Here is a 23,843-nt window from a genome sequence, read left to right as displayed (position 1 = left end):
CTATGCGGCATCGCCCGCCGTTAGCGAAACCGCTGCCATTTATCAGTCCACCTTATCGCAAATTAAGCGACGATGAGCGCAAAGCCGTCGAGCGCTATATCACTTCACTTGAACAAAACCTGAAGACTATTTTGCCCGGCGGCAGCGATCCGCTGGTGCTGACCTCGCAAAGCAGTAATGTCTATCCGGTCACGCGTTCAATCACACGCTATGGCCTTTCCACCGATGAACCCCATAAATGGCGCTACTATCTGGACGAAGTAGAAGTGCATCTGCCGCCGCTGTGGGAGCAGTACATCGCGGAAGAAAACTTCGTCGAACTGATTAAAACCCAGACCATTCCGCTGGTCGTCTCGCTTAATGGTCATTCGCTGGTCAATTACGCTTACGAGCAGCCGAGTATCGCAGCGGCCGCGCGGCCGCTGGCGCCAAATGCCTCAATACGTAAAGAAGAAAGTGAGCATATTGAACTGCTCAGCGTACGTAAGGAAACCGCAGAGGAGTATACGCTCAGCCGCCCGGACGGCACGCGTGAGGCCGCAGCTATTGGCGTTGCCCTGCTGCTTTTTTTCTTCAGTCTGGTGGGGCCACTGGTATTGATGCCGTGGCTGGTGCTGGCAGGCGTTGCGATTGTTGCGGTCAGCCTGTGGTTTCTGTGTCGCCGCCCCGGTGAAAAAGATCTGCGTGAAATACACTGCCTGCGCGGCGCGCCCAAACGTTGGGGGCTGTTTGGCGAATCAAATCAGGGGCAGGTCAGTAATATTTCCCTCGGCATTATCGATCTTATCTATCCGCCGCACTGGCAGCCCTACGTGGCGCATGATTTAGGTCAGCCAACCGAAGTCGATATCTATCTCAGTCGCCACGTGGTTCGCCAAGGCCGCTTTTTGTCGTTACAGGATGAAGCGCGTAATTTCCCGGTTCAGCGCTGGCGAAAGAATGTGGTGATGGCGGCGGCGTCGCTGCTTGTCCTGACGCTGCTCATCGTCTGGATCCCGCTGGGCATGCCCCTCAAGCTCAGCATGGCCTGGCTGAAAGGAACCGATCGCGTACAGGTCACCTCGGTAAACGATTTGGAAAAGATTTCACTGCGGGTTGGTGACAGCCTGAAAGTCAGCGGCACCGGTATGTGCTCGATCCCCACCTCCTATCAGGGGAATCGATCCTACGCTTTTATGCCGTTTGACTGCTCGGCGGTATACTGGAACAATGCCGCGCCGCTGCCGCCGCCGCAGTCCGATATTATTGATAAAGCGACCGCCCTGCTGAATACCACCAGCCAGCAGCTACATCCGCAAACCAGCACGGATCCTAAGCTCAACCCGCAGCTGGCAACGGCTATTCAAAAATCTGGCATGATCCTGCTGGACGACTTCTCCGATATCGTCTTGCAGACGCAGGAGCTGTGCAGCCAGGAGCAGGACTGCGTCAGATTGAAAAATGCGCTGGTGAACCTGGGTAACGCTAAGGATTGGGAGGCGCTGGTGCGTCGGGCTGATTCAGGTTCGCTGAACGGCATGAACGTGCTGCTGCGTCCGGTCAGCGCCGAAGCGCTGGAAAATCTCGTCAATACCGCCACCTCTTCCTTTTTCTATCGGGAGACGCGCCGTGCTGCGGAGTCGTTAAACAGTCCGCCGCCGGGCGGTTTTCTGATTATCAGCGACGAAGGCCGTCAGATGGTTGAGCAGCAGGTGCCGACGGTTTCACTGTTCGACTATGACGCGCCCGAGCAGTGGCAGGAGCTGCAACGCCTGTCAGGTATGCTGCTGCACGCGCGCTTCTCCGCGAGCGGCATCGTCACTAACATCACCACCGATGCTAACGGCACGCGTCACATTGCGCTGCACAGCGAACCGGATGCTGCCACGCTCTGGCGCTATCTCGGCACCAGCCTGCTGCTGGTTGTGGTCGCCCTCAGCTTTATCGTCAACAGCCTGCTGGCGCTACGGCGTATCCATCGCAACCGTAAGCGGATCGTAGCGATTCAAAGCTATTACGATAAATGCCTCAGCCCCGAACTGAATACCACACAGAGCATTAACCCTCTGTTCTGAGCCTGGCGCTTTTATGCTACTTTTAAGGTTCAACGCCTCCCCCGCTCTCACCGCTAAATTACTTACGGCGTGTCGCCTTGTTTTCTGGCGAACCATCCCTACATAGGGTTATCCCTGTAAAGGAGCTGCGATGAAAGAAAAATCCGCGGAAGCTGTCCGGCTTGATAAATGGTTATGGGCCGCGCGCTTCTACAAAACGCGTGCGGTCGCGCGTGAAATGATCGAAGGCGGCAAGGTGCACTATAACGGCCAGCGCAGCAAGCCCAGCAAGCTTGTCGAACTGAACGCAGAGTTGACGCTTCGCCAGGGCAACGATGAACGCACGGTGATCGTGCTGACGATAAGCGATCAGCGCCGCCCTGCCGTGGAAGCCCAGCAGATGTACGCTGAAACCGCACCCAGCATTGAGAAACGCGAGAAAATCGCGCTGGCGCGGAAAATGAACGCGCTCAGCATGCCGCATCCCGACCGTCGTCCTGATAAAAAAGAGCGGCGTGATTTAATGAAATTCAAAAATTCAGGCGACGAGTAGCGCGCCTAAACGAGAGAATATTATGGCTCATCAAGACCAACTGCATCGTTACCTGTTCGAAAATTACGCCGTGCGTGGCGAACTGGTCAGCGTTTCCACAACGTGGCGCGACATCATCGACGGTCATGATTACCCGCTGCCGGTCAGGGATCTGCTTGGCGAGCTGCTGGTTGCTACCAGCCTGCTGACCGCCACACTGAAGTTTGACGGCGACATCACCGTCCAGCTTCAGGGTGACGGCCCGCTGACGATGGCGGTGATCAACGGCAACAATCGCCAGGAGATGCGCGGTATTGCCAGGACGCAGGGCGATATCGCCCCCGGCAGCAGCCTGAAAGAGATGGTCGGGAATGGCTACCTGGTCATCACCATTACGCCTGCCGAGGGCGAGCGTTATCAGGGCGTGGTCGGGCTGGAAGGCGAAACCCTGGCCGAATGCCTTGAAGACTACTTTATGCGTTCCGAGCAATTGCCTACCCGGCTGTTTATCCGTACCGGCGAAGCAGAGAGCCAGCCTGGCGCGGCGGGCATCCTGCTTCAGGTGCTACCCGCTCAGGACGCCAGCACCGATGACTTTACGCATCTGGCGACGCTCACCGAGACGATTAAAACCGAAGAGCTGCTGACTCTGCCGGCAAATGAGGTGCTGTGGCGTCTGTATCATCAGGAAGAGGTCACGCTCTACGATCCGCAGGATGTCTGCTTCCGCTGTACCTGTTCTCATGAGCGTTGCGGCGCGGTACTGCTGTCGCTGCCGGTTGAAGAGGTGGACGGCATTCTCGCAGAAGATGGCAAAATTGATATGCACTGCGATTATTGCGGCAGCCATTATATTTATGACGCTGTTGATATTGCCGCATTACGCAACAATGCCGCCTCTGAGGGCAACGCTCAGGTTCATTGACAATAAAACGTGGACGGCTGCGTGGTGGCCGCCCACTTCTGCTTTTATCTGACCGCCATTTCCGCGTAAAACCCGTGATTCTTTGATTAAGTAATTTTAATAAAGTAAGCCCGCAGACCAATCTGCGTACCGGCTCTCATTTCTCGATCCTGCTGCTATTAAGCCTCTCGCACATGTGGCAACGTCGCGCCATGGAATCAGCATGCCGTCCTCTATAAAGAGTACGGTTCTCTCGTACTGAATTGCAGAACAAAGCCGATAAAGGAGCAGTGAAATGGGCTATATCACGTCAGAAGACCTCGCGGCCTGGGGCATCCGGGATGCCGTGGAGATCGTTCATAACCCTGATTATGAAACGCTGTACCGGGAGGAAACCCGGCCGGAACTGTCCGGCTTCGAGCGCGGCATTGAGACACAATCCGGTGCGATTGCCGTCGATACCGGCATCTTCACCGGCCGCTCGCCAAAAGATAAATATATCGTCCGCGATGACACCACACGCGACACGCTTTGGTGGAACGATCAGGGTGCCAAAAACGACAATCAGCCTCTTTCCGAAGAGATCTGGCAGGCGCTTAAAGCGCGCGTGACTGAACAGCTTTCGGCAAAGCGCCTGTTTGTGATTGACGCGTACTGCGGCGCAAATCCCGACACGCGGCTCAGCGTTCGTTTTATCACTGAGGTGGCGTGGCAGGCGCATTTTGTCAAAAACATGTTTATCCGCCCGGCCGAAGAGGAACTGGCGGGCTTCGAACCTGACTTTGTGGTGATGAACGCGGCGAAATGCACCAACCCTGACTGGCAGGCGCAGGGGCTTAACTCGGAAAACTTTATCGCCTTCAACCTTACTGAACGTATTCAGCTTATCGGCGGCACCTGGTACGGCGGCGAAATGAAAAAAGGGCTGTTCGCGATAATGAACTACCTGCTGCCGCTGAAGGGCATTGCCTCGATGCACTGTTCAGCCAACGTGGGCGAAGAGGATGACGTGGCGGTATTTTTTGGCCTTTCCGGCACCGGCAAAACCACGCTCTCCACCGATCCGCGACGCAGGCTGATTGGCGACGACGAGCACGGTTGGGATGACGACGGCGTATTTAATTTTGAAGGCGGTTGCTACGCCAAGACTATCCGGCTCTCGCCTGAAGCCGAACCGGAAATCTACCAGGCGATCCGTCGCGACGCACTGCTGGAAAACGTGGTGGTACGCGCCGATGGCTCGGTTGATTACGACGATGACGGTAAAACGGAGAATACCCGCGTTTCCTACCCGCTTTATCATATTGATAATATCGTGAAGCCCGTGTCGAAAGCGGGACATGCCAAAAAGGTGATCTTCCTCACCGCCGACGCCTTTGGCGTGCTGCCACCGGTTTCGCGTCTGACGCCCGACCAAACCCGTTATCATTTTCTTTCGGGTTTTACCGCCAAGCTGGCCGGTACCGAACGCGGCGTTACGGAACCGACGCCAACCTTTTCTGCCTGTTTTGGCGCGGCGTTTCTGACGCTGCATCCCACCCGGTACGCCGACGTGCTGGTCAAACGGATGGAAGCGGCAGGCGCTGAAGCCTGGCTGGTGAATACCGGCTGGAACGGCAGCGGCAAACGCATTTCGATTCAGGCTACCCGCACGATTATCAACGCGATCCTCAGCGGTGAAATCGCCCGTTCCGACACTGCCACGCTGCCGATTTTCGATCTGGAGATCCCGGTATCGCTGCCCGGTGTTGATGCGCATCTGCTCGATCCGCGGAATACCTGGCTCAGCGAGGAGGAGTGGGAAAGCAAAGCGCGCGATCTGGCGCAGCGGTTTATCAAAAACTTCGCCAAATATACCGATACCCCAGCAGGAAAAGCGTTGGTGCAGGCCGGGCCGGTGCTGTGAGAAAACAGGTCGTTCTTATGAACGACCTGTTCTTTGGGGCACGATCAGCCAGCGCCGATGGAAACAGGCGGCGCATCGCCCGGTAGCGGCAGGTAAGCACGGATACAAAGCCCGCCGCGTTCGCTTTCACCAATATCCAGCGAGCCCTGATGCGCATCGATAATGCGTTGCACAATCGCTAATCCCAGCCCGGTGCCGCTGGTGCTGCGCGCACTGTCGCCGCGCACAAACGGCTGGAAAAGATGATTAAGCTGATCGGGGCGAATGCCGGGGCCGTCGTCTTCCACCTGGAACCATGCACGCTCTGATTCGCTGCCGCTGCTCACCTTGATCCAGCCGTTGCCATAACGGGCGGCGTTGACCACCATATTGGCGGCGGCGCGTTTGATCGAGAGCGGATTGATGTCCAGCATCAGTTCGCCCTCCATCACGCCATTTTCGATCTCCCGCTCGTAGCCGCTCTCGGCGGCGACGACTTCGCCCAGCACGCTGTTCAAATCGGCCCGCTCTGTCTGCATCTCCTGGCCTGTGCGCAGGTAATCGATAAACTGCTCAATGATGGCGTTGCACTCTTCGATGTCTTTATTGATGGACTCGGCGAGGTAGCCATCCTCCTGCGACATCATCTCCGTCGCAAGGCGAATACGGGTCAGCGGCGTACGCAGATCGTGGCTGACGCCCGCCATCAACAGCGTACGGTCATCGGCAAGCTGCTTCACGCCTGCCGCCATCTGATTAAACGCGCGCGTCACCGACCGCACCTCAGATGCGCCATATTCACGCAGCGGTGGCGGAATAATCCCTTTACCGACCTGCACCGCCGCGTGTTCCAGTTCGACCAGCGGACGGTTCTGCATACGAATAAACAGCCACGCGCCGCCAATCGCCAACAGCATAATCGCCAGCGTGTAGCGGAACAGCGGAGAGAAATCGCCCTGATGGATCTCGGTCAGCGGCACTCTTACCCAGATATCGGGCGACAGCCAGGTTTTCAGCCAGACCACCGGCGAGTTTTTATTGACCTCAACGCGCACGTCGGTCGGGCCGCCAAGCTGCTGCGCCATTTGCTGACTGAGGAATTCGTAATGCTGCGCCCAGCGTAATCCGCTCTCTTCCGCCGCTGCATTGGTATACAGCGAAATGCCCAGTTCGCGATAGATTTCGCGGCGAAACGCCGGTGGAACCTCAAGCTGGGTGCCATCTTCAAGCTGAAGCCTGTCTGTCATCAGCATACGCACTTCGTAAGCCAGCACTTTGTTAAACTGCTGAAGGCTCGGCAGAATGGCAAAGTTGAGCACCACCAGATAGGTGGTGACCAGGCTGACAAACAGCAGCGTAACGATCAGCAGCAGCGTACGGGCAAACGAACTTCGCGGAGAGAAGCGGAGTCGCCTCATGCTTTACTGCCGTCCGGCACAAAGACGTAGCCCAGGCCCCACACGGTCTGGATATAGCGCGGATGCGCCGGATCTTCTTCCACCATGCGGCGCAGGCGGGAGATTTGCACATCGATAGAGCGCTCCATCGCGCTGTATTCACGGCCACGCGCCAGGTTCATCAGCTTGTCACGGGACAGCGGTTCGCGCGGGTGGCTGACCAGCGCTTTCAGCACGGCAAATTCACCACTGGTTAACGGCATCGGCTCGTCTTCACGAAACATTTCGCGCGTGCCGAGGTTGAGCTTAAATTTACCGAAGGCGATCACGGCTTCTTCCTGGGACGGCGCGCCCGGCAGCTCATTGGCCTGACGACGTAACACGGCGCGAATGCGTGCCAGCAGCTCGCGAGGGTTAAACGGTTTTGGAATGTAGTCGTCCGCGCCGATTTCCAGCCCGACAATGCGATCCACCTCTTCCCCTTTTGCCGTCACCATGATGATCGGCATTGGGTTGCTCTGGCTGCGCAGACGGCGGCAGATGGAGAGGCCATCCTCGCCCGGCAGCATCAGATCCAGCACCATCAGGTGAAAGGATTCACGCGTCAGCAGACGATCCATCTGCTCGGCGTTTGCCACGCTGCGAACCTGAAAGCCCTGCTCCGTCAGATAGCGTTCAAGCAGCGCACGCAGACGCATGTCGTCATCCACGACCAGAATTTTGTAGTTCTCTTGCATTGTGTTACTCCCAAAGGCGCAATTGCCCAAGCCCGTATTCTTCAAAAAGTTGCCTGATTGTGACAGTCATTAATGGTTTATATTCTAGCCGAAATTGTTACAAAGCATATTAAACAGAGGCTTATCTTTATTTTTTTACAGAACTGGTCGCATTAGCGCGTGTTTTTTCAGGAACGAAAGAGCGCGATCACAGTTTACTCCGTGCTTACTGGCTACCATACAGGCAGCTTTTTCAGGGAATTAACGGATAGCGCCACACGGAGGTCGCCATGTTTTTACGCGCTGAAGGCATCAGCGGAGAATCAGTGAGTGCCAACTATCAGGGATGGACCGCGATCGCCTCATTCAGATGGGGTGCGCTGCAAGCCTGCTCTGGCGGCAACGCAACCGGTAAAGTGGCTTTCAGGCCTCTTTCCGTCAACGCCCCCATCGATAAAGCGACCAGCGCGCTGCTTGCCTGTTGTTTAAGCGGCCGCCATATCCCCACGGTAAACCTTGCCGTTTGTCAGGCTGGCAACCCTTCAGAAAGTAACTGCCTTATTACGCTTGAAGACGTTCAGGTCATCACCGTTAATTATGATGGCATTAACGACGGCGAAACGCTGTTTGTGCATTATGCCTTTAAAGCCTCACGGGTGCGTCAGCAATACCGTTTGCAGTCGGCAGACGGTATGAAAGGGCCGGAAGTTGCCTTTACCTGGAACATGCAAAAAAATTGCGAAGAGTAAGCAGGCTTGCCGGCACGATATCCGCCAGCTTTCTGCCTGAAGGAGAATCTGCTCATCACGTAAGGAGTACGTATGTCGCGTAATATTGCCCCCGGGTATTGTATTGTTGAAGAACCCGGCACCCTGGATTTTCAGGCCAGCCTGCTCTTTCGGAATAGTTACTCGGCCGCGGCGCGTCAGTTTTTGCAAATTAATGCTGACACGGCCTGGCTGAAACCTGGCCAGATAGTGATTGTCACCGATCCAGACTCCGTAATAACTCAGCAAATGCTGCATTCGCTCAGACAGGTGAAACAGAAAGCCAATACCGCATTGACGGGCGTCAACGTTGATGAAGCCACTTTTTTACATGAACACTACGCTATGATCGCCGGACTGACACGCGCCGGAGACAAAATATTTGGCGTAGCGAGCGACCTGGGCGCGCGGTATTTTTCCGCCATTGAGCAGACGTTACAGAAAATTGAGGCCAGCTATCAGCATCAATATCGATCGCAGGGCACCTTAATCAGCCGACAGTTTTTCGTTGAACGGAATCAGTTGTTCAATCAGCTAAAACAACTGGTGAATAAGCCGCTGATAAAGTCCCTGGCCCGCTATTCGGTAAAGTTCAGACCGTATGAGGATATACGCAAAGCGCTGAATCTCTCCAGCCGATCCATTGTGCATGAATGGTCGTCAGTCGGCGTGGCGGGCATCCCGGGCTATTCAACCTATACCAGCAACGCGGCGAAAGCGGCGCGGTTTTTAAAGCAAGGCGGCTATATCGGCATCGGCTTTTCCTTTGCCAACGTCAGCAATGACGTGATACATGCCTGCACGGTGGGCCGGGAAAATGAGTGCGGGAAGTTTGCTTTTAAAGAATATGTTAAGTTTGGAGCGGGCACTTTGGCAAATGTAAGAATCGGCGCTTATGGCGCCACGGCGGGATTAAGCATTTGTGCAGCCATTGGTGTTGCCACAGCAGGAATCGGCGGTGTTACCTGTGCAGCAATAGGATCGCTGGCGACGGGTTATGTTGCCAGCAGGGCCGCAGAAGAAACAATAGATATATTTTTAGGAGACTGACTATGCTTATAAAAAAATTAGGTTTATTTTTAATGTGTACAAGCATATTATTATTTATTATTTCATTTTTTTCATATATTCTTAACAGAAAGAAATATAAAAAATTAATAGAATTATTCGAGCAACAACATTCTCTCCCTTCTCCTTTCTTTTTCCATGCATCAGTTGGTTTTTTTGGCGCTTATCCGATGGTTAAATTTTTTCTAAGAATACACAAAAGAAGAAAAATACGCATGATTCCTTCCGAGAGTAAATTCTATGATTTTTTTGATACTGAAAGTAATAAATTGACAAACTGGATGAGATTTTTTTATAAAATGTCTTTTTTAAGCATGCTATGTTTTTTCTCCGCAATATTGCTTGCTGTTGTAATTAAAATATCAGATATACAGTAAAATCAGAAGACACGAAGTTCTGGAAATTCTGATGTAGTTATAAACTATTTTTACTCAACGCAGAACGTACACATACTCAGCACTGAACCCACTCTTTCCCATTACCGGTAGCTCTCGCACCCGCGCTGTATAACTGTCCCGCTCCGGTTGAGCATCGTTTTGAAATCCCGTTGCCTCTTTCAGATAAGCGTATCCCACCATTACGATTGCATCCCGTCTTCACCCATCACAAAATACGCATCAACGCCAGGTCACGACGGAATACTGATGAAAACGAAACTGATCACCCGTGAAGGTTACGACAAGCTCAAAACGGAGCTGGATTTTCTCTGGCGCGAAGAGCGTCCTGAAGTGACCAAAAAAGTCACCTGGGCGGCCAGTCTTGGCGATCGCAGCGAAAACGCCGACTACCAATACAATAAAAAGCGGCTGCGCGAGATCGACAGGCGCGTTCGCTACCTGACCAAATGTCTGGAGCAGCTGCGTATCGTTGACTATTCGCCGCAGCAGGAAGGCAAAGTCTTCTTCGGCGCATGGGTTGAGGTGGAAAACGACGACGGCGACATTAAACGCTTTCGCATCGTCGGCTACGACGAAATATTCGGTCGAAAAGACTATATTTCAATCGACTCGCCGATGGCGCGCGCGTTGCTGAAAAAAGAGGTTGGCGAGGTGGTGGCGGTGAACACGCCGGGCGGCGAAGCGACCTGGTACGTCAACGAAATCGACTACGTTAAACAATCCTGAATGCATGCAGCGCGGTCTTCACACGCTGGCAATTTCTGCCCGCAGTCCGTATAACTGTCCGCTGATCCTTAAGCCATAAAGTACGCAAAAATGAAAGATTCGCTGAGCCGCATAATCGCAAGTGAGCTGCACGCCAGAGCAGAACAGGTGGACGCCGCTGTTCGTCTGCTGGATGAAGGGAATACCGTGCCGTTTATCGCACGCTATCGTAAGGAAGTGACCGGCGGGCTGGACGACACCCAACTGCGCCAGCTGGAGAGCCGTCTGGGCTACCTACGCGAGCTGGAAGAGCGTCGCCAGTCAATCCTCAAATCCGTTGGCGAGCAGGGCAAGCTGACTGATGAACTGGCCAGTGCCATTAACGGCACCCTGAGTAAAACCGAGCTGGAAGATCTCTACCTGCCCTACAAGCCCAAACGCCGCACGCGCGGCATGATCGCTATTGAGGCGGGTCTGGAGCCGCTGGCTGAAACGCTGTGGCAGGATCCGTCGCACCATCCTGACGTGCTGGCCGCTGATTTTGTTGATGCCGGGAAAGGTGTAGCCGACATCAAAGCCGCGCTGGATGGCGCACGCTACATCATGATGGAACGCATCGCTGAAGACGCCGCGCTGCTGGCGAAAGTGCGCGACTACCTGTGGAAAAACGCGCATCTGGTTTCCCGCATGGTGGAAGGGAAAGAGGAAGAAGGCGCGAAATTTCGCGACTATTTCGACCATCACGAAGCGCTCGCCACCGTTCCTTCACACCGCGCGCTGGCGATGCTTCGCGGGCGCAATGAGGGCGTATTGCAGCTTTCGCTGAACGCCGATCCGCAGTTTGATGAGCCGCCGCGCGAAAGCCACGGCGAGCAGATCATCACCGATCACCTTAATCTGCGCCTGAACAACGCACCGGCGGATGGCTGGCGTAAAGCCGTGGTGAGCTGGACGTGGCGTATTAAGGTGCTGCTACATCTGGAAACCGAGCTGATGGGCACGGTACGCGAACGTGCTGAAGACGAGGCCATTAACGTCTTTGCCCGCAACCTGCACGACCTGCTGATGGCCGCCCCGGCGGGCATGCGCGCGACCATGGGGCTCGATCCCGGCCTGCGTACCGGCGTGAAGGTTGCCGTGGTGGACGCCACCGGCAAGCTGGTCGCCACCGACACCATCTATCCTCACACCGGCCAGACGGCGAAAGCCGCTGCCGCCGTGGCGGCGCTCTGCACCAGACATCAGGTGGAGCTGGTGGCGATCGGCAATGGCACCGCCTCGCGCGAAACCGAGCGCTTCTTTATGGACGTGCAGAAACAGTTTCCGCAGGTACAGGCGCAAAAGGTGATCGTCAGCGAAGCGGGCGCCTCTGTTTACTCGGCCTCCGAGCTGGCGGCGCTGGAGTTCCCCGATCTTGACGTTTCCCTGCGCGGTGCCGTTTCCATCGCGCGTCGCTTGCAGGATCCGCTCTCCGAGCTGGTGAAGATCGATCCGAAATCCATCGGCGTCGGTCAGTATCAGCACGATGTCAGCCAGAGTCAGCTGGCGAAGAAGCTGGATGCGGTGGTGGAAGACTGCGTTAACGGCGTGGGCGTTGATCTGAACACCGCCTCCGTGCCGCTGCTCACCCGCGTGGCGGGCCTGAGCAAAATGATCGCGCAGAATATCGTCGGCTGGCGCGATGAAAATGGCCGCTTCCAGAATCGCCAGCAGCTTCTGAAGGTGGGCAGGCTGGGGCCGAAAGCCTTTGAGCAGTGCGCTGGTTTCCTGCGCATCAGCCAGGGCGACAACCCGCTGGACGCCTCAACGGTTCACCCGGAAGCCTATCCGGTAGTGCAGCGTATTATGGCGGCCACGCAGCAAACTCTGGATCTGCTGATGGGCAATCCAACGGCGTTGCGTGGGCTGAAAGCGGCAGACTTTACCGACGAGCGTTTCGGCGTGCCGACGGTCAGCGACATTATCAAAGAGCTGGAAAAACCCGGCCGCGACCCGCGTCCTGAATTCAAAACCGCGCAGTTTGCGGAAGGCATCGAAACGATGAACGATTTGCTGCCGGGTATGGTGCTGGAAGGCGCGGTCACCAACGTCACCAACTTTGGCGCGTTTGTTGATATCGGCGTGCATCAGGATGGGCTGGTGCATATCTCCTCGCTCTCTGACCGCTTCATTGACGATCCGCACAAGGTGGTTAAAGCAGGCGATATCGTCAAAGTCAAAGTGATGGAGGTCGATCTGCAACGCAAGCGCATTGCGCTGACGATGCGGCTGGACGAGCAGCCTGGCGAAACCACATCGCGTCGCGGCAACGGCGGCGCACGCGATGGCGCAGCCGCACCGCGCGGCGGGAAACCACGCCCCCGGCCGGTTGCGCAGCCCGCTGGCAACAGCGCGATGGGCGATGCGCTGGCAGCGGCTTTCGGCAAGAAAAATTAAAGATCGCAGAGCGGATTGTTCGATCCGCTCTTTTTTTGTCCATCCCTAAGCTTGTCTTGCATCAAATTATTCGAGAATAATTCTCATTATAATTTTCCCCCTTGATTATTACCTTCCGTCATCAGGGTGGATTATGCATTTCATGCCGCAACAGCATTATAAAATTATTACCTTCTCATCTGACGTCAGCGCCGCGTTCCGCCAGAAGCTGTTGTCGCTCGGGCTGCTGCCCGGCGCGGTTTTTGAGGTTAAGCGCATCGCGCCGTTTGGCGATCCCGTGCAAATCGCCACCCCTCGCGTCAACCTGATGTTACGGAAAAAAGACCTCGCATTTCTTCAGCTTGAAGCGCTGCGCTAAGGAGAGCGAAAAGTGAAAACGTTAACGATCGGACTGATCGGCAACCCAAATGCCGGAAAAACCACGCTGTTCAACCAGCTCACCGGCGCGCGCCAGCGGGTGGGAAACTGGGCCGGTGTCACGGTTGAGCGCAAAGAAGGTTTCTTTACCACCGCCCAGTCCAGCGTACGGCTGGTGGATCTTCCCGGCACCTATTCCCTGACCACAGCGTCTGAACACGCTTCGCTGGACGAGCAAATCGCCTGCCACTATATACTGAGCGGCGAGCCGGATCTGGTGATTAACGTGGTGGACGCCAGCAATCTCGAGCGCAATCTCTACCTGACGCTACAGCTTAAAGAGCTGGGCGTGCCCTGCATCGTGGCGCTGAATATGCTCGATATCGCGCAGAACCAGAAGATAATCATTGATATCCCCACCCTGGCGCAGCGCCTCGGTTGCCCGGTGGTGCCGCTGGTATCCAGTCGCGGCAAAGGCATTGAGCAACTGAAAGCCGCCATTGATGCCCGACGCGGCGAGCCAGATCACATCGCCATTGACTGGCCCGCCGCGGTGCAGAAGGCCGTCCGATCGCTGAGCGAAGCGATGCCTGCTCAGTTATCGCCACGCCAGCGCGACTGGCTGGCGCGCCAGGCGCTTGAAGGTGATATTTACTGCGCCTCGCAAATGGGCGACGCCGCCCGGCTGCTGACGTCGCCCGACGTTCCGCAGGATATGCCGCTGCGTATCGCGGCCGCGCGCTATCAGGCCATTGAAACCATCAGCCAGGCGGCGATCCTGCCCGACAGCGCCACGCCGCATCAGCTATCCGCCCGTCTCGATCGCCTGGTGCTTAACCGCTGGCTCGGGCTGCCGGTTTTTCTGCTGGTGATGTATCTGATGTTTTTCCTGGCGATCAACCTGGGCGGCGCGCTCCAGCCGCTGTTTGACCTCGGTTCGGCGGCAATTTTTATTCACGGTATGCAGTGGCTCGGCGCCACGCTGCACTTCCCTCTGCCCCTGACGCTGTTTCTCGCGCAGGGCATTGGCGGCGGCATCAATACCGTGATGCCGCTGGTGCCGCAAATCGGCCTGATGTATCTGTTTCTCTCGCTGATGGAGGACTCCGGCTATATGGCACGGGCCGCCTTTGTGATGGATCGCCTGATGCAGGCATTGGGACTGCCGGGAAAATCGTTTGTGCCGCTGATCGTTGGTTTCGGCTGCAACGTGCCGTCGGTGATGGGCGCACGCACGCTTGACGCGCCGCGCGAGCGGCTGATGACCATTTTGATGGCGCCGTTTATGTCCTGCGGCGCCCGACTGGCAATTTTTGCGGTGTTCGCCGCCGCCTTTTTTGGTCAGAACGGGTCGCTGGTGGTATTCAGCCTTTACCTGCTGGGCATCACCGCCGCCATTCTGACCGGTCTGGCGCTGAAACATACGTTGCTGCGCGGCGAGGCGACGCCATTTATTATGGAACTGCCCACCTGGCACGTGCCGCACCTGAAAAGCCTGTTGATTCAGACCTGGCAGCGGCTGAAAAGCTTTGTATTCAGAGCCGGTAAAGTGATCGTAGCGGTCTGCGTACTCATCGGCGCCCTGAACAGTTTTTCATTCAGCGGCAGGCCGGTGTCCGCTATCGATGATTCGGCGCTGGCGATGCTGAGCCGCCAGCTCACGCCGCTGCTGTCACCGATGGGCGTGCAGGCCGATAACTGGCAGGCAACGGTGGGATTAATCACCGGCGCGATGGCGAAAGAGGTGGTGGTCGGCACGCTGAACACGCTCTATACCGCTGAAGCGCTGCATGAAGAAGCGTTTGATGCCGAAGAGTTCAGCCTGTTTAACGAACTGGGTGAGGCGCTGACGGAAACGTGGGACAGCGTCCAGGCGGCATTCAGGCCGGACGTGCTGTTCAATCCAATTGAAGCCAGTAAAGGCGACGGTGAAATGGCTGGCGGCGCAATGGGGGTCATGCATGCTAAATTTGGCAACGACGCCGCAGCTTACAGCTATCTGATTTTTGTGCTGCTCTATATTCCCTGCGTCTCGGTGATGGGCGCCGTTGCGCGTGAAAGCAGCCGCCGCTGGATGCTGTTCTCAATTTTCTGGGGCCTGAACCTGGCTTACTCGCTGGCGACGATTTTTTATCAGTTCGCCACCTTTACGCAGCATCCGCAGTCTGCAAGCGCTACGTTGCTGGCGGTCGTTTTGTTTAATCTGCTGCTGTGGATCACGCTGAAAAAGGTCAGGTTGCCGCCGGAGCGTCTGGCGCTGAAGACTCTCACCGCATCGGGCTGCCAGGGCTGCGCCAAAAGCGGAAGCTGCCACTGATCCGCAGTGTTGAAGTTGCGATTTTGCTTCAACGGTCTACAGTGAAAGTTAACGTGGCTGACAGCGGCACACTGTAAAAAATGGACGTTATTAATCAGTTAATCGATGAGATCTACGACCATGCCTTTCCCGCCGACTGCCGGGAAAGGCTGATAAACGCCATTCAGCGCACGCGCGCCGCGCTCAACCATCAGCGTAAAACGCACTGGGATGAAAAAGATGTGGTGCTGATCACCTACGCAGATCAGTTCCGTGAGAGCGAAGCCCCAACCTTACGCACCTTATCGCGATTTTATCAGCAGCATCTGCAATCCACTTTTAATCTCGTGCATCTGCTGCCCTTTTTCCCGTACTCCTCCGACGATGGTTTTTCCGTTATCGATTACCATCAGGTCAGCGCCATCTGTGGCGACTGGACAGATATCGCCGAGCTGCACGAGCATACGCGCCTGATGTTTGATTTCGTTTGCAATCACATGTCGGCGCACAGCGCCTGGTTTAAGCAGTATCTGGCGATGGACCCCGCCTGGAATGACTATTTTATCAGCATGCCGCCCGCCACCGATCTCAGTGGCGTCACCCGTCCGCGTACCTCGCCGCTGCTCACACCGTTTGAAATGGCCGACGGCACCACGCATTTTATCTGGACAACTTTCAGCGCCGATCAGATCGACCTGAACTTCGGCAATCCTGCGGTGCTGTTAACCATGGTGGACGTGCTGCTGGATTATCTGGCGAAAGGTGCCGACTACGTGCGGCTTGATGCGGTAGGTTACATGTGGAAAACGCCCGGCACCTCCTGTATTCATCTGCATAAAACGCATCTGCTGGTAAAACTGTTTCGCGCCATTGCAAACGAGGTTGCGCCAGGTACGGTGATCATCACCGAAACCAACGTGCCGCACAAAGACAACATCAGCTATTTTGGCAACGGGCATGATGAAGCGCAGATGGTGTACCAGTTCTCGCTGCCGCCGCTGGTGCTGCACGCCATCCATAACGGCTCGTCCCGTGCGCTGAAACAGTGGGCCGCCTCGCTGGATCAGGGCGGCGGCGCCACCACCTTCTTTAATTTTCTCGCGTCCCATGACGGCATCGGTCTGAATCCGCTGCGGGGCATTTTACCGGAAACGGAAATCGTTTCGCTGGTGCGCGACCTGGCGATGGAAGGCGCGCTAATCTCCTACAAAAATAATCCTGACGGCACCACCAGCCCTTACGAAATCAACGTCACCTATATGGATGCGCTGAATAAAAAAGATGACAGTGACGATACCCGCCTGCTGCGCTTCCTGCTGGCTCACGCGCTGCTGCTGGCATTTCCCGGCGTGCCTGCGGTTTATGTGCAGAGCATTCTCGGTTCGCGAAACGATATAGAAGGGGTTAAAGCCGCAGGCCACAACCGGGCGATCAACCGCGAAAAGTATGCCATCAGCGCGATTGAAGCCGATTTAAGCGATCCGCAGTCGCTGCGCCATCGGGTTTATCATGCGTTAAGCCATTTGATTCGGATCCGTATTCGCCAGCCCGCTTTTCACCCCGATGCGCCGATGGAGGTGCTGGAGAGCGATAACGCGCTGCTGGTGATGCGCCGTCGGACGAAAAATGATGAAGGTCCGTTGCTGTGTGTTTATAACCTCAGTGCGCGCGCGATTGCATGGACACCGCCGGAAAGTCAGCGTTATCGCGATATCGTTCATGATGAGATCGTAGACGGGGAACAGCCGTTAACGCTGGCGCCGTGGCACTGGCTCTGGCTGAAAAGTTAAGAGAAACAGGCGGCAGAGCGCCGCCTGTAAGGCGTGTTATTTATAAACATCCGCCGTGGCGCTGAACTTACCGTGTTCGCGCCCTGCAATCACCAGGAAGTATTTCCCACCCTTCTCATCGGCAAGCTTCGACAGGGCTTCCTTCGCATCCATCGGCGAGGTGGTTTCCGAGGTGGTGTTTACCGTGCCGATTTTTTCCAGATTCATCTTTTGCACGTCTTCCTTGGTCACTTCTTTGGCCGCAAATGCACCGAAAGAAACGCCGCCAACCAGCAGACCCACTGCAATTGTTTTAAACATATTCATTAAAAAAACTCCTTAATTATTAGCGGAAGTAAGCAGTCGCCGGATGCGCATTCGGGGGAGCGGACGCAGCCTGCTCCCGGCAGTCCAGAGGTAAAATTAAGCGATCCTGCCTACCTGAACAATTATTATCTCTAATGAATAAATCGCCACTGTTTAAGGAGAAAAATTACTCTTTCAGTCCCGCCGCGAAGACGACCAGGCGATCGCAGAAGCTGTCCGGGTGAGAGATAAAGGGCGCGTGCGCTGCTTTATCGATAATAACCGACTCGCTCTGCGGCCAGACCGCGTCCAGCAACGGCGCAATGCGACGCGGCACCAGGCCGTCCAGCGCGCCGTAAATACGCAGCATCGGCATCGTTAACGCCTGCATCTCATTACGAATATCCACCGTGCGCAGGATCTCCAGACCGCCGTTGAGCACGCCCACCTCCGGCGCAGGCAGCGCCAGCACCACGCTTTTTAATAAACGCGCATCCTGGCGGGCGGTCTGGGTGCCCAGCGTTTGCAGCGCCAGAAAACGCTCCACGGTACGCTGAAAATCATCGCGCAACTGCTGCTGAAAGCCGCGCAGCGTGTCCGCTTTAATACCTGGCCAGTCGTCGTTCGCCGTAAAGCAGGGGGAGGAGGTGACGCTGACTAATCCGCTCACCTGTGCCGGGTGCAGCAGCGCCATTTTGCTGGCCACCAGGCCGCCCAGCGACCAGCCCAGCCAGATGGCCTTCTGCGGCGCGAACGGCAACAGCGCCGCAACCATTTCCTCAACGTCCATCGCCGGAAAATCACGGCTGCGGCCATAGCCAGGGAGATCGACCAGATGCAGGCGAAAATGCGGGCTGAGCCGCGAAACAATGCTGTGCCATACCTCTGCATTCAGCCCCCAGCCGTGCAGCATCACAAGATCGTGATCACCCCTGCCGATAGTTTGCCAGTAAAGCTGCGTCATCCGTTATAGTCCCGTTTTTGCCATGGAGGCCGCTATGCTATCAATCCCTACCGCCTGTTGGCTATGTCAGATGCCGCTGACGCTGTCGCATCATGGCTGCTGTAGCCTGTGCCTGCGCAGCCTGCCCGCGCTGCCGCCCTGTTGTCCGCGCTGCGGCCTGCCCTCTTTGCACTCTCGTCAGGCGTGCGGCCGCTGTCTGGCGCGCCCTCCCGCCTGGAGCAGGCTCATCGCCGTAAGCGACTGGCGGCCGCCGGTGAGCGACCTGGTAAAAAAGCTGAAGTTTCATCAGGCTACCGCGCTGTCGCGAACGCTGGCGCGACTGCTGCTGCTGAGCTGGCTGGCGGCACGTCGTCAGCACGGGCTGCGCAATCCCGACCTGCTTCTTAGTGTACCCTTACATAAAATGCGTGCCTGGCGGCGCGGTTATAATCAGCTCAGCGATATCGCCCGTTATCTGGCCCGCTGGTGTGGCTGCCGCTATGCTGCGGGCGGGCTGACGCGAACGCGTAAGACCAGAATCCAGCGCAGCCTGCGCGCCAGTGCCCGCCGCCGGAATTTGCGCGGTGCATTTCGGGTTGAAATCGCCGTCAAAGGGCAACATATCGCCCTGGTGGATGACGTGGTCACCACCGGCAGTACCGTCGAAGAGATCAGCGGCATTTTACTTGCCGCCGGAGCGGCCAGCGTGCAGGTATGGTGCCTGTGCCGAACCTTGTAGAGCGTCGGCGTTGGGCGTATAATAACCAACTAAATTAGTCAACTATTGAGCAATCGCCATGATCCGAATTACTGATGCTGCCCAGGAGCACTTCTCAAAATTGCTGTCAAAACAGGAAGATGGCACCCAGATTCGCGTTTTCGTGATTAATCCAGGCACGCCAACGGCGGAGTGTGGCGTCTCTTACTGTCCGCCAGACGCGGTCGAAGCCACCGATACTGAACTGAAGTTTGACAGGGTTTCTGCGTACGTTGATGAACTGAGCGCGCCGTATCTGGAAGAAGCGGAAATCGACTTTGTTACCGACAACCTCGGTTCCCAGCTCACGCTGAAAGCGCCTAACGCCAAAATGCGCAAAGTGAGCGATGATGCGCCGTTGATTGAGCGCGTCGAGTATCAGCTTCAGGCGCAGATCAACCCACAGCTTGCCAGCCATGGCGGCCGGGTATCGCTGATGGAAATCACCGATGAAGGCTACGCCATTCTTCAGTTTGGCGGCGGCTGTAACGGCTGTTCGATGGTTGACGTGACCCTGAAGGAGGGTATTGAGAAAGAGCTGCTGGCGACCTTCCCTGAACTGAAAGGCGTACGCGATTTGACCGAGCATCAACGCGGCGAACACTCTTTTTACTAAGTTCTTTATTCATGCGGGCGGCCTTCACCGCCCGCATCCTCTCTTACGCCTTTTTTAACGGCTTCCCGGTTTTCCTTCTTCGGTTCAGATCGTTAAGCAACCCAGTTACTTCTCTGTCCGCAAACATCTCTTCCAGCGTGACGTTGAGCTTGCGCCGCCAGTTGCGATACTGATCGGTGGTGCCCGGCACGTTCACTGGCTTGTCCATACCCGTCCAGTCCTCCGGTTGCAGCCCCAACAGCGCGCTGTTACTGTCGGCGATGAAGCGATGCAGCGCACGGTTCAGCACGGGCGTCATCTTCATTACGCTGGCTTTTTTTCCGCTACGCTTTGGCAGGCAGCCATATTGATGAAGCGCCTCCAGCAGCGCCTGCTTCTGCCGCGCACGCTGCTGACAGAGCGCTTGCAGCACCGCTTTGTCAGGATATACACCCAGCGTTTCGCCCAGCGCCAGGTCGCCCGCCGTCCAGAAGCCCTTCAGCGTCGGCAGATCGTGCGTGGTGGCGCTGGCCATCGACTGCCGCGGCCAGGCAGACGGCGCCCGATAGCGATCGCCGCTCTCCTGCTCGAAGTACATCACCTTCCACGAATAGATACCGCCCTGACGCAGCATGGCAACAATCTCCTGCGGCACGGTGCCCAGATCTTCGCCAATCACCATGCATTTGTTGCGGTGGCTTTCCAGCGCCAGAATCGCCAGCAGATCGTTAACCGGATAATAAACGTAAGCGCCAACGTTGGCGGTTTCACCATGCGGGATCCACCACAGCCGCAGCATCGACATTACGTGATCGATGCGCAGCGCGCCGCAGTTGTGCATGTTGGCGCGAACCAAATCGATAAAGGGCTGGTAACCGCGCGCTGTCATCACGTGCGGATCCATCGGCGGCAGCCCCCAGTTTTGCCCGAGCGGCCCGAGCGGGTCCGGCGGCGCGCCAACGGAGGCCGCCAGGCGATACAGTTCTCGATCGCACCAGGTTTCTGAGCCGCCTTCCGCCACGCCGACCGCGAGGTCGCGATAGAGCCCAACGGGCATCTCATGCTGCTGGCTGAGCTGCCAGCAGGCGGCAAACTGCGTGTCGGCCAGCCACTGCAACCACAGCCAGAAACGGATCTCCTGCTCGTTCTCCTGACAGAATGCCTGCACCGCCTCGCCGTGGATATCCTGTAGCGCTTCGGGCCAGGCTGGCCAGCCCCAGCGCTGCGGATCCTCAGTGAGCATCGCGCCATGCAGCGCATCATAAGCCGCCTGCCAGAACAGGCTGCCGCCGCCGTGGGCGATAAAGGCCTCAAATGCCTCACAGGCGTCGTCGTTGTCCGGCCGCTGGCAGAAATGCTGCCAGGCATGGCGCAGCCCCTGTATTTTCAGCTCGCTGACCAGACGGTAATCCACCCACTCGCCCTGCCTCGCCTTAGCCAGGCGCGCCTGGGTATTTTTCTGCTGCCACCAGCGTTGTGCGGCTTTGCTTTGCTGAAAATCCGCCACCGCCGCCACGTCGATATAGATAACGTTAAGCCAGCGTCGGGATGAGGGACTGTACGGGCTGGCGTTTTCCGGGCTGGCGGGATAGAGCGCATGGATGGGATTGAGTCCGATAAAAGCGCCGCCCCGTTCGGCCACGTGGGCAATCATCTGTTTCAGATCGCCAAAATCGCCGATGCCCCAGTTATTTTCCGAGCGCAGGGTATAAAGCTGTATGCAGGCGCCCCACAGCTTCTTGCCTTCCAGCAGCGGCGCAGGTTCATAGCAGCGTTTCGGCGCGATGATGACCCGGCATGTCCAGGACTTTTTACCCTGACTCAGCCGGAGCTGATGGTAGCCAAAGGGTAACGCACCCGGCAGCGTGATCGCCTCACCGGCGCTGACCTGACCGCTGTATTCGCGCTGGTTTTCCGTCTCCAGTCGCCAGACATACTCGCCTTTGCCGGTCACGCCCAACTGCATGGTGCGTTTACGAATAAAAACCTTGCAGACCGGGATCGGGCCGGGCTTTGCTTTCCAGAGGTCAGACATCGCGGCAAGCAGCCGTTCGCGCACCTCGCGACCGATCTCTTCCGGCTCGCCTTTGGCATTGACGTATTTCGCGGCAATACCTGCCGCAGCCGCCATCTGTTCAAACTTTTTTTTATCCATGCTTCCGCCCGTTATTTATACCAGAACGAAACGGATTAACTCTCTGCTGCGACATACCCCTTCCTTCTTAAAAAACGAACAAAATCAAATACGGGCTCACGCCTCTTACAGTTAAGACCGTAAAAGGGAAAAATGCTCATCGCTGTGGGAAATTATGGTTAAAAATAAGGATGATGCGGCGTCCGTGCCGCGCGGGGTCAGCAGAGTTCCAGATGAACGTCGTGCTGCTCAATCATTTTCAGCACGCCGGGCGGCGGCGCTTCGTTGGTGAACAGATAGTCGATCAGGCTCATATTGCCGAGGTTGACCATCGCGTTACGGCCAAATTTTGAGTGATCCGCCACCAGCATTACGCAGCGTGAATTCTCAATAATGGCGCGCTTGGTGCGTACCTCATGGTAATCGAAGTCGAGCAGCGAGCCATCCATATCGATACCGCTGATGCCCAGGATGCCGTAGTCGAGGCGAAACTGTGAGATATAGTCCAGCGTGGCTTCACCGATGATGCCGCCATCGCGGGTTCGTACTTCACCACCGGCAATAATCAGGCTGAAATCCGGTTTGGACATCAGCAGCATGGCGACGTTGAGGTTGTTGGTGACCACCCGCAAATTCGTGTGATTCATCAGCGCGTGGGCCACCGCTTCCGGCGTGGTGCCGATATCAATAAACAGCGAGGCGCCATCGGGGATCTGGCTGGCAACCCGGCGGGCGATGCGTGCTTTTTCCGCCGACCACATCATTTTACGATCCTGCCACGCGGTGTTTTCAGAACTGGAAGGCAGCGCCGCGCCGCCGTGGTGGCGTTGAATTTTGTTCTGCTCCGCCAGATCGTTCAGATCGCGGCGAATGGTCTGTGGGCTGACGGTAAAGTGATCCACCAGCTCTTCCGTACTGACATAACCCTGACGACGCACCAAATCGATAATGGCGTCGTGACGTTGCGTCTGCTTCACAAAGCTCTCCTGTTAATTCACCCGTGCCTTTACTCAAGCCTGTTTTTTGTTTCGGGTATCGACAAAGGCCATCGCCAGCCCGACCAGCAGGCCGGTGACATGGGCAGCATTAGCGATTGAGAGACCAAACCAGCCCATATAACCGACGACCAGCCATAACACCGCGAAGGCCATCAGACCACGCTCCAGCCAGATCCCACTTTCAGGATCGCGCTCGCCCCGGAGCCACGTATAGCCCATCAGCGCATAAACCGCGCCCGATAGCCCACCAAACATTACGCCGCTGAACTTCGCCTGCATCCAGCCGCTCAGCAGCGCGGATATAATTAAAATCACGAAAAGCTTACCGGCACCGAGCCGTTTTTCAACCGCGCCGCCAAGGTACCACCACCACATCAGGTTAAACGCGATGTGCAGCAGGGAGAAATGCAGCAGCGCATGGGTAAACCAGCGCCACAGCTCAAGCCGCTGGCCCTCATCCGGCCAGGCAAGCCAGCCCATAACGGTTTCGTTGCCCAGCGTCTGCATCAACACGAATACGGCGATACAGATAACCATCACGCTCAGCGTCAACGGCCCGGCACGCTGGCGAATGTTGTCCATCAGCGAGGTGCTCTGATACTGAAGGCCGCTGTTGGTGGTTCCGGCGTGCCAGCTGGCTTCCAGATAGCGTGGGTGTTCCGGTTCGCGAATGAACTGGCTAAGTTCGTTTTCAACCAGATTCACTTTCGAATCATCATCAAGCCAGAGGGTGTAGCGCTCTTCATGTTCAATACGCAGCTGGATGCCACGCGTTGCCATATAGTCCACGAAGGCCTGCGCCATACGAGGGTTGGAAAATTCAGTAATGCGCATCATCGCCAGCGGA

21 protein-coding genes are annotated in these 23,843 nt (G+C 56.4%); 14 read left to right on the top strand and 7 right to left on the bottom strand.

Annotated features, from left to right (window positions below):
- Positions 1–2 precede the first annotated feature (2 nt).
- The 4 genes from GS12_RS12625 (at position 3) to pckA (ending at position 5,375) form a co-directional block, all read left to right on the top strand.
- Positions 3–2,054, top strand: coding sequence for an intracellular growth attenuator family protein (locus GS12_RS12625; protein ID WP_034947503.1), 2,052 nt, complete (start codon positions 3–5; stop codon positions 2,052–2,054).
- Between the two features lie 130 nt (positions 2,055–2,184).
- Positions 2,185–2,586: a ribosome-associated heat shock protein Hsp15 gene (gene hslR / locus GS12_RS12620; RefSeq protein WP_034917602.1), complete on the top strand. Its 402-nt coding sequence runs from the start codon at positions 2,185–2,187 to the stop codon at positions 2,584–2,586.
- A gap of 22 nt (positions 2,587–2,608) precedes the next feature.
- On the top strand, positions 2,609–3,490 hold the full coding sequence (hslO, locus tag GS12_RS12615) for an Hsp33 family molecular chaperone HslO (protein WP_034947501.1): 882 nt from the start codon (positions 2,609–2,611) through the stop codon (positions 3,488–3,490).
- A 274-nt stretch (positions 3,491–3,764) separates the two neighbouring features.
- The gene (gene pckA, locus GS12_RS12610; RefSeq protein WP_034917606.1) at positions 3,765–5,375 is read left to right on the top strand and encodes a phosphoenolpyruvate carboxykinase (ATP); all 1,611 of its coding nucleotides are present in this window, start codon (positions 3,765–3,767) and stop codon (positions 5,373–5,375) included.
- A gap of 44 nt (positions 5,376–5,419) precedes the next feature.
- Here the strand turns inward: pckA and envZ are convergent, their stop codons facing one another.
- A complete protein-coding gene (envZ, locus tag GS12_RS12605) occupies positions 5,420–6,772 on the bottom strand; it encodes a two-component system sensor histidine kinase EnvZ (RefSeq protein WP_034917608.1) in 1,353 nt (450 codons plus the stop codon).
- Positions 6,769–7,488, bottom strand: a complete 720-nt coding sequence (gene ompR, locus GS12_RS12600) for an osmolarity response regulator transcription factor OmpR (protein ID WP_001157751.1) — start codon at positions 7,486–7,488, stop codon at positions 6,769–6,771. Before ompR ends, envZ begins: the two co-directional genes overlap by 4 nt.
- A gap of 269 nt (positions 7,489–7,757) precedes the next feature.
- Here ompR and GS12_RS12595 point away from each other — a divergent pair, with 269 nt between their 5' ends.
- From GS12_RS12595 to GS12_RS12560, 8 genes are all read left to right on the top strand, one after another.
- Positions 7,758–8,216 carry an Hcp family type VI secretion system effector gene (locus tag GS12_RS12595; RefSeq protein WP_034947498.1) on the top strand — a complete coding sequence of 153 codons (459 nt, stop codon included), beginning with the start codon at positions 7,758–7,760 and terminating at the stop codon, positions 8,214–8,216.
- Between the two features lie 72 nt (positions 8,217–8,288).
- Positions 8,289–9,284, top strand: a complete 996-nt coding sequence (locus GS12_RS12590) for a hypothetical protein (protein ID WP_034947496.1) — start codon at positions 8,289–8,291, stop codon at positions 9,282–9,284.
- Positions 9,285–9,286: 2 nt separating this feature from the next.
- Positions 9,287–9,679: a hypothetical protein gene (locus GS12_RS12585; RefSeq protein ID WP_034947494.1), complete on the top strand. Its 393-nt coding sequence runs from the start codon at positions 9,287–9,289 to the stop codon at positions 9,677–9,679.
- A gap of 267 nt (positions 9,680–9,946) precedes the next feature.
- Complete coding sequence (gene greB, locus GS12_RS12580; RefSeq protein ID WP_034917616.1) at positions 9,947–10,426, top strand: transcription elongation factor GreB; 480 nt, start codon at positions 9,947–9,949, stop codon at positions 10,424–10,426.
- Between the two features lie 90 nt (positions 10,427–10,516).
- Positions 10,517–12,841 (top strand): Tex family protein, encoded by a 2,325-nt coding sequence (locus tag GS12_RS12575; RefSeq protein ID WP_034917618.1) that lies wholly within the window; start codon positions 10,517–10,519, stop codon positions 12,839–12,841.
- A 133-nt stretch (positions 12,842–12,974) separates the two neighbouring features.
- Complete coding sequence (feoA, locus tag GS12_RS12570; protein WP_034917621.1) at positions 12,975–13,199, top strand: ferrous iron transporter A; 225 nt, start codon at positions 12,975–12,977, stop codon at positions 13,197–13,199.
- Positions 13,200–13,211: 12 nt separating this feature from the next.
- Positions 13,212–15,515, top strand: coding sequence for a Fe(2+) transporter permease subunit FeoB (gene feoB, locus GS12_RS12565; RefSeq protein ID WP_034947492.1), 2,304 nt, complete (start codon positions 13,212–13,214; stop codon positions 15,513–15,515).
- Between the two features lie 80 nt (positions 15,516–15,595).
- Complete coding sequence (locus GS12_RS12560) at positions 15,596–17,284, top strand: sugar phosphorylase (protein ID WP_034947491.1); 1,689 nt, start codon at positions 15,596–15,598, stop codon at positions 17,282–17,284.
- Positions 17,285–17,320: 36 nt separating this feature from the next.
- Here GS12_RS12560 and GS12_RS12555 read toward each other — a convergent pair whose 3' ends face one another.
- Both GS12_RS12555 and bioH read right to left on the bottom strand, forming a co-directional pair.
- Entirely contained in the window at positions 17,321–17,590 is a 270-nt protein-coding gene (locus tag GS12_RS12555; protein ID WP_034917628.1) for a YdgH/BhsA/McbA family protein, read from the bottom strand.
- Between the two features lie 166 nt (positions 17,591–17,756).
- On the bottom strand, positions 17,757–18,533 hold the full coding sequence (gene bioH / locus GS12_RS12550; RefSeq protein WP_034947489.1) for a pimeloyl-ACP methyl ester esterase BioH: 777 nt from the start codon (positions 18,531–18,533) through the stop codon (positions 17,757–17,759).
- 34 nt (positions 18,534–18,567) lie between these two features.
- Between bioH and gntX the strand changes: the two genes are divergently transcribed.
- Entirely contained in the window at positions 18,568–19,251 is a 684-nt protein-coding gene (gntX, locus tag GS12_RS12545; protein ID WP_034947486.1) for a DNA utilization protein GntX, read from the top strand.
- A 58-nt stretch (positions 19,252–19,309) separates the two neighbouring features.
- On the top strand, positions 19,310–19,885 hold the full coding sequence (gene nfuA / locus GS12_RS12540) for a Fe-S biogenesis protein NfuA (RefSeq protein WP_034947482.1): 576 nt from the start codon (positions 19,310–19,312) through the stop codon (positions 19,883–19,885).
- 43 nt (positions 19,886–19,928) lie between these two features.
- Here nfuA and malQ read toward each other — a convergent pair whose 3' ends face one another.
- From malQ to glpG, 3 genes are all read right to left on the bottom strand, one after another.
- Positions 19,929–22,019: a 4-alpha-glucanotransferase gene (gene malQ, locus GS12_RS12535; protein ID WP_034947479.1), complete on the bottom strand. Its 2,091-nt coding sequence runs from the start codon at positions 22,017–22,019 to the stop codon at positions 19,929–19,931.
- Between the two features lie 197 nt (positions 22,020–22,216).
- Positions 22,217–22,975: a DeoR/GlpR family transcriptional regulator gene (locus tag GS12_RS12530; protein WP_034917636.1), complete on the bottom strand. Its 759-nt coding sequence runs from the start codon at positions 22,973–22,975 to the stop codon at positions 22,217–22,219.
- Between the two features lie 33 nt (positions 22,976–23,008).
- Entirely contained in the window at positions 23,009–23,830 is an 822-nt protein-coding gene (gene glpG / locus GS12_RS12525) for a rhomboid family intramembrane serine protease GlpG (protein ID WP_034919473.1), read from the bottom strand.
- Between the last annotated feature and the right edge of the window lie 13 nt (positions 23,831–23,843).

It is taken from the genome of Erwinia oleae, assembly GCF_000770305.1.
GTDB classification, from domain to species: Bacteria; Pseudomonadota; Gammaproteobacteria; order Enterobacterales; family Enterobacteriaceae; genus Erwinia; species Erwinia oleae.
This window is presented reverse-complemented; position numbering and strand designations above follow the sequence as displayed.

What these genes read in the sequence shown, in the direction of transcription:
- envZ (WP_034917608.1), bottom strand. Translation starts at nt 6,772, where the DNA reads ATGAGGCGACTCCGCTTCTCTCCGCGAAGTTCGTTTGCCCGTACGCTG.
- hslR (WP_034917602.1), top strand. Translation starts at nt 2,185, where the DNA reads ATGAAAGAAAAATCCGCGGAAGCTGTCCGGCTTGATAAATGGTTATGG.
- GS12_RS12575 (WP_034917618.1), top strand. Translation starts at nt 10,517, where the DNA reads ATGAAAGATTCGCTGAGCCGCATAATCGCAAGTGAGCTGCACGCCAGA.
- GS12_RS12625 (WP_034947503.1), top strand. Translation starts at nt 3, where the DNA reads ATGCGGCATCGCCCGCCGTTAGCGAAACCGCTGCCATTTATCAGTCCA.
- pckA (WP_034917606.1), top strand. Translation starts at nt 3,765, where the DNA reads ATGGGCTATATCACGTCAGAAGACCTCGCGGCCTGGGGCATCCGGGAT.
- GS12_RS12560 (WP_034947491.1), top strand. Translation starts at nt 15,596, where the DNA reads ATGGACGTTATTAATCAGTTAATCGATGAGATCTACGACCATGCCTTT.
- GS12_RS12555 (WP_034917628.1), bottom strand. Translation starts at nt 17,590, where the DNA reads ATGAATATGTTTAAAACAATTGCAGTGGGTCTGCTGGTTGGCGGCGTT.
- nfuA (WP_034947482.1), top strand. Translation starts at nt 19,310, where the DNA reads ATGATCCGAATTACTGATGCTGCCCAGGAGCACTTCTCAAAATTGCTG.
- feoA (WP_034917621.1), top strand. Translation starts at nt 12,975, where the DNA reads ATGCATTTCATGCCGCAACAGCATTATAAAATTATTACCTTCTCATCT.
- gntX (WP_034947486.1), top strand. Translation starts at nt 18,568, where the DNA reads ATGCTATCAATCCCTACCGCCTGTTGGCTATGTCAGATGCCGCTGACG.
- ompR (WP_001157751.1), bottom strand. Translation starts at nt 7,488, where the DNA reads ATGCAAGAGAACTACAAAATTCTGGTCGTGGATGACGACATGCGTCTG.
- malQ (WP_034947479.1), bottom strand. Translation starts at nt 22,019, where the DNA reads ATGGATAAAAAAAAGTTTGAACAGATGGCGGCTGCGGCAGGTATTGCC.
- greB (WP_034917616.1), top strand. Translation starts at nt 9,947, where the DNA reads ATGAAAACGAAACTGATCACCCGTGAAGGTTACGACAAGCTCAAAACG.
- glpG (WP_034919473.1), bottom strand. Translation starts at nt 23,830, where the DNA reads ATGCGCATTACTGAATTTTCCAACCCTCGTATGGCGCAGGCCTTCGTG.
- GS12_RS12585 (WP_034947494.1), top strand. Translation starts at nt 9,287, where the DNA reads ATGCTTATAAAAAAATTAGGTTTATTTTTAATGTGTACAAGCATATTA.
- bioH (WP_034947489.1), bottom strand. Translation starts at nt 18,533, where the DNA reads ATGACGCAGCTTTACTGGCAAACTATCGGCAGGGGTGATCACGATCTT.
- GS12_RS12595 (WP_034947498.1), top strand. Translation starts at nt 7,758, where the DNA reads ATGTTTTTACGCGCTGAAGGCATCAGCGGAGAATCAGTGAGTGCCAAC.
- hslO (WP_034947501.1), top strand. Translation starts at nt 2,609, where the DNA reads ATGGCTCATCAAGACCAACTGCATCGTTACCTGTTCGAAAATTACGCC.
- GS12_RS12590 (WP_034947496.1), top strand. Translation starts at nt 8,289, where the DNA reads ATGTCGCGTAATATTGCCCCCGGGTATTGTATTGTTGAAGAACCCGGC.